Here is a 5,372-nt window from a genome sequence, read left to right on the forward strand (position 1 = left end):
AAAAAGTCCCGACTGTTTTCTTTGCACAGATAGCTCGAGCTTTTTCTGCGTTCTCACCTTTATTTTTGAGATAGCACTGTCGATAAGATTCGACGTAGCGCTCAAATAACACTTTGGCTTCAGGTTTGGGTTTAGAGAGCAGTTGATTGACGAACTTTCTTGAGCCGACCTCAAAATGCTGAGTATCGATTGGGCTATTCCAATCCCCTCCCCAGATAATAAAGCCATGATGAGCAAACAGCTCCACCACATCTTCTGCCATGCCTCGGCGTTCAATTTCATCACGCGCGCGAAAGCGAGTACGGTTCACATAGCGGGTTGCCGATTGTGATGGCTTGACCGTGATGGTTCCGTTTTTATCGAACTCTAAGAAAGGATTTTGAACTGGGTTGATGTCGATTGCCACACCATAGGCATGTTTCGACCAACCTCCTCCGCCGGTAATAGGACGAGCGTTAAACCCGCTACTGTTGTTCGCGTCCATTGAGGCGCTATCGTCACCTTTAAACTCACGCATTAGGCGAGCGGAATGAAGAGGAAAATTGCGCTGTTTAAGCTCTGAAAAGATTTGTTCAAGAGCTGGCGCAATAACATCAAGCACGATCATATTGCCCTGTTGCGTCTCCCCTTTGAAATTAATGAAATCGAAATCCACCTTAGATAGTCGCTCACAACCAACAGGCGCACCACTACTCAAGACATTGTTCTTTTTCATCATGTCGCATTGCCATTGAGATATAGGGGCAACTTGGGCATAACTCGCAACACTGAGCACAGTGGCCAGCCAGCCGACAATAAAACGTTTCATATCAAAGACTCAAAAATATTAAGAGTGAAAAGTAGCAGAGTTGGAAAATAGCAGAAGTTGGAAAATAGCATATTAAGCCAAGTTGAGCGCACGATTTGTTAGCGCGCTTTATTCCAATAGACAATCTCTCTAACTCGTCCGTTCTGATCCTTGTCAGCTTCTCCACCAACATCAGAAAGTTCAGGTAAGGTCGATAATTGCGGAGCGTAATAGGCAACCAACATAAGTACAAAAGCATCGTAAATATCATCTATCGCGACGTCTTTACGCTTGGTGGTTGAAATGGCCAACGACAAGCCGTCACACCATTGAGGGGCAAGTTGCTGAATAATAGAAAGCCGTTCCTCTTTGCCTTCTTGTGTTCGTTTGGAAAACATCAGCGGTTCGCCTTTCAAAGCTGCAAACACCACCTCAGGGTGTGATTCCCTGATAGAAAGATTGGGATGAGTTTCAATGAGCTCATCAAGCTCGCGGATCTTGGGCACAATTCCCCAAGTCTGTTTAGAAAATTTCTTATCAAGCTGCTCCACATTGGCACTGCACGCCGCAATGTAATCAGTTTGATAAACCGCCTCTCGGCACGGAACAGGAAACACGGAAGAACCACGCTTGCTGGTGAGAAAACGTCTTGCTGCTTTATCGCATAATCTATCTGGAGTAAGCGAATCGCTAAAGCCAATAGGCATATCGATTAATGTTGTTGATTCCGTAAGATCACCAACCAACTCATCGAGCGTATTTTCCACCTTAAACGCAGGTATCTCACTGTCAGAGATAATCCAAGCGATCCAACCGGCCTTGCAGCCATCAATTCCGATGTATTTCATTGTGCTCTCGATGATTAGTTTGTTGAGGGCTATTTGGGATAACTAGCCACTTAATGATCAGTGCCACTCATTAATTAACAGTCTGCTTTTCACGCCACGTACCTGTAAACCCATTGCATCGAACACCTCTTCGAAGTCTCGACACTGTGGTGGAATATTGGGTAAAGAAAGTGCTGCTTCAGAAAAGAATTGTTGTTCAAAATGAGCCGAATCGCTCCACGCCAATTGCCACCATTCGAGAATACGAAATTTAGACGCTCGAAGTTTTTCAGCCGTAGGAACTTTGTCACTTTTGCTTAGGTTCTCTTTGCTTGTGGTCGGAAAGAGGTTCCACTTGTCGTTATTCGGCCAATAAGCAAAAGGCAAGCAGTGATCAACGTGATACTCATTTTTTAATGATTTTCCACTCCAGACACTGACAATATCGGCACGTTCAGATCTAAGTTGTTCGACACGTTTACGCACATCGCGAGTATCGTGGTTTTGATCGATCCATACCAAGCAGTCGTGATACGTCTGTAGTGAGATACTTCGCTGTCGGTTCAACTCGAAACGCTGCATCTCCATGACCCATTGATTCACCACCAGCGGTTCAATCCAAGAGTGGTAGATTCTAAAGCACTCCCACAGGCTTTCATCGAGAGTGAAATAGCCAAAGCTTTCTAAGAACTCACTATCAATGACCAGTGATTCTCGGCTCTTCCGTCGTTTCTGAGGTGGGTATATATCGAATAGTCGGTTGTCTTTCGAGCCTTGATAAATAAAAGTCACAGGCCCTGATTTAATGGTGCTGATCGTTTGTGAAAACAGCTTCTGTAGTGCCTTGGCTTCATCGCCGAGAAACATAGTGCCTATCGCTAGATCATCAGCACTGAGGTGTTTGAGTTTATTCCAACCATCCTCTTTTACAAATCCGAGGCCTTTACTCGTGTTGCTATTTTGCTGAATCCCAGCGCCTTCTATATCGATATCAATCAAACGCTTAAACTGCCTTACCCAATACAGAGCAACTAAGCCCACTGGTAGAGAAATTTTCCCATCCGTTCGATCAATCACAGCGCCTGAATGAGCATCCGCAATTCTCAGTAAAGTTCTTAATAAGGCCAGCTTGTATGTGGCCGACTTGTTGTCATTCACAATAATGTGGCGCACCTTGTTCAAGTCGCCGGAGCCATCATCTGGTAATGTCATCACCACGGTTTGCCACCACACTTCACTGCGGTTCAATGTATCTTGGCTATCATCAACATGACGAACCAACAAGGCGCTGTTTTTTGATAAACGCTCGAGCTCTTCAACTGAGACTTCATAGCCTTGTCGACTGTCTTTAAACTCCCCATGACGCAAAGTAATCACCAACTTGCCATTTGGAGCCAGCAAGTTAGACAACTTTCTAAATGCACGCTCTCGATGAGACGAGGCTAAGTGCATCCATACTGCGCTCACCAATATCAAGTCAAAACGCATTCCGAGGTTTTCAGTGCGGCCAAGCGAGGGAAGTGAATCATCAATCCAGGTAACACTTGGGCTTGTATATTTGGAGCCTTGTTCGCGTAATAAAGCACTTGGTTCTATCGCAATAACATCAGCTCCGGCTTTGTGCATCCATAGCGCATCACGACCACTTCCTGCACCAACATCTAGTACTTTATCGCCCTCTAAAGGCCAATAAGCTTGCCAGCTTTTATGCACCGTCTCGAACGTCACTGAGTTGTACTGTTCACAAAGTGTGTGAGCATTTTTATCGTAAAAAGGAATCGATGAGGACATATGCGCTATTGGGGTAAGGAGTCTATCTCAATAGTAATGGGGAGCTAAGGCGATTGCTAGCAGCTCATGTAAGTTCAGCCACACCAATCAATATTTATCGTTAGTGACTGTTTTATATCAATATCCACCTAATGAGCTCATCAGGCGAGTCACATCACGAATCAGTTTCGTCAGCAAAACAAAAACAAACAAGGTGCAAGCTGACGCGCGAACAGGGATAATTGTTTTGATAATTAAACCAACCTCAAACCCCCAGCCGATAAAGACTAATGACCACATACTCGTACATAGACATCCCATTCAACCTGCGCCACACCTGTTGGTTTTGTGGTGAACCTTCCAATGATGTTGTTGAATTCCCTAAGACTGCACAAGCTATTGCCAAGATAGACTATTCACCGATAGCACTGCCGGCTTGTAATGAGTGTGCGAGAATTAACTATTCAAAGAATCTGACCTCAATTTGGTCTGTGCGCGATCAGATAAAACACACTCTGATAGACAAGTACGCTAAGCACCTTGGCATCGGTGAGAACTGGACGGAGCAAGAGCTTATTGATTCTGATTTCTCGGGTTCGACGCTTGGTGGGTTTGGGCGCAGTGCTTGGAAGATGTATCAAATCGCCAAACAACGCGTCGATTATAAAGGCTGGCCTTTGTCGGTTGATGACATCCCACTTGAGGTATACGACGAAACCAATGGCTTTGAGTTTGACGGTACTCGTTATGCCTCAATCAATTCGTGTATCGATTATTTCACCAAGGCTTCGAGCGTAGACAAAGAGTTGCTATCGCAACTTGTCGACATCGTTTCAACAGACCGTTTTAGCTACGCGCTTCGAATCGCCAAGCTGAACAAGAATGTCTCTAATACCAAACGCTCAGAGATCATCGAAGAAATTTTGCAGCAAGAATCTGAACAAGAAGAGATACTGCTTGAACAAGCTAATTCACTGTTCAACCCAAATGTCGAAGAGGTCAGCATTTCAGGTTCGACGGCTCCAGTGTTCGCTATTCAATGGGCAATGATGAATAACGTTAAAGACTTAGCTCACCTTTGCGCGCTCGAGGATGATTATTTTGACTATTTCGAGCACCTCGGGGGCCCTGCTGCTTTCATGTCTTATAACGGCCTACAGCTCTATTTAGAATCACGTCAAGATCCGGAATGGGTAGAAAAGTCGGATCCAAATAAACAGTATTGGTGAACATGCCTACCTACTGGTGAACACGTGTAAGCTCGATAACTGCGTCAAACACCCATTGTTAGTCCTTGTTTTATATAAAGATCTAAAAACAGTCCCCTAAAACAGTTAATTGTTGCAATTCGGTTAAATAGAGTGAAAACTTCAAGCATCTAAAACTATTTAATCACTGCAATCTTGTCGTGAGTAAGGAGTGAATTGTGCTTGCTGTTCTTCGTATTATTTTGGCGACGGTGTTTATTATTTTCACCACTCTATGTGCTTTTGGTTACTGCTTGTTTAGCCCAAAAAACCCAAAGCATGTGTACGTTTTTTGCCGTTGGTTCAACCAATTACAAAAACTCGTTGGGGTAAAGATCCTACAGAGAGGCCTAGATAATGCACCGACACCAGAAAAGAGCGTCTACATATCTAACCACCAAAGCGTGTTGGACTTTGTGACCGCCCCAGGGATGTTAAGGCCTCGCACGGTTTCTTTAGGCAAACGCGATTTGTTGTACGTGCCCTTCTTTGGCCTGCTGTATTGGATCACCGGTAATATTTTAATTAACCGCGAAGACAAGTCCAAAGCACGCGATACCATCAAGCAAGTGGCGGAAGCGATTCACCAGCGAGATCTGTCGGTTTGGGTTTACCCTGAAGGAACGCGCAGTAAAGGGCGTGGACTACTGCCATTCAAGACGGGCGCTTTCCGAATGGCGATTGAAGCCGGTGTGCCTATCACCCCGATGTGTACCAGTACCACGCACAATAAAATTAACC

At 44.8% G+C, this 5,372-nt stretch carries 5 protein-coding genes; 2 read left to right on the forward strand and 3 right to left on the reverse strand.

Features of this window, described 5'->3' with window-relative positions:
• The 3 genes from AB4653_RS13960 to AB4653_RS13970 form a co-directional block, all read right to left on the reverse strand.
• A partial coding sequence (locus tag AB4653_RS13960) for a M15 family metallopeptidase (protein ID WP_102258215.1) occupies positions 1 to 808 on the reverse strand: 808 nt, incomplete at its 3' end.
• A 98-nt stretch (positions 809 to 906) separates the two neighbouring features.
• Positions 907 to 1,635 carry a DUF429 domain-containing protein gene (locus AB4653_RS13965; protein WP_102258216.1) on the reverse strand — a complete coding sequence of 243 codons (729 nt, stop codon included), beginning with the start codon at positions 1,633 to 1,635 and terminating at the stop codon, positions 907 to 909.
• 57 nt (positions 1,636 to 1,692) lie between these two features.
• On the reverse strand, positions 1,693 to 3,405 hold the full coding sequence (locus AB4653_RS13970; protein ID WP_102258217.1) for a bifunctional 2-polyprenyl-6-hydroxyphenol methylase/3-demethylubiquinol 3-O-methyltransferase UbiG: 1,713 nt from the start codon (positions 3,403 to 3,405) through the stop codon (positions 1,693 to 1,695).
• A gap of 269 nt (positions 3,406 to 3,674) precedes the next feature.
• Between AB4653_RS13970 and AB4653_RS13975 the strand changes: the two genes are divergently transcribed.
• Both AB4653_RS13975 and AB4653_RS13980 read left to right on the forward strand, forming a co-directional pair.
• A complete protein-coding gene (locus tag AB4653_RS13975) occupies positions 3,675 to 4,613 on the forward strand; it encodes a hypothetical protein (RefSeq protein WP_102258218.1) in 939 nt (312 codons plus the stop codon).
• Positions 4,614 to 4,810: 197 nt separating this feature from the next.
• Positions 4,811 to 5,372 (forward strand): 1-acylglycerol-3-phosphate O-acyltransferase (locus AB4653_RS13980; protein ID WP_372104469.1); only part of this gene is annotated, 562 nt, incomplete at its 3' end.

Source organism: Vibrio sp. 10N.222.48.A3 (assembly GCF_041475345.1).
GTDB lineage: Bacteria > Pseudomonadota > Gammaproteobacteria > Enterobacterales > Vibrionaceae > Vibrio > Vibrio tasmaniensis_A.

Coding starts and splice junctions, on each gene's coding strand:
- AB4653_RS13975 (WP_102258218.1), top strand. CDS start 3,675: ATGACCACATACTCGTACATAGACATCCCATTCAACCTGCGCCACACC.
- AB4653_RS13970 (WP_102258217.1), bottom strand. CDS start 3,405: ATGTCCTCATCGATTCCTTTTTACGATAAAAATGCTCACACACTTTGT.
- AB4653_RS13965 (WP_102258216.1), bottom strand. CDS start 1,635: ATGAAATACATCGGAATTGATGGCTGCAAGGCCGGTTGGATCGCTTGG.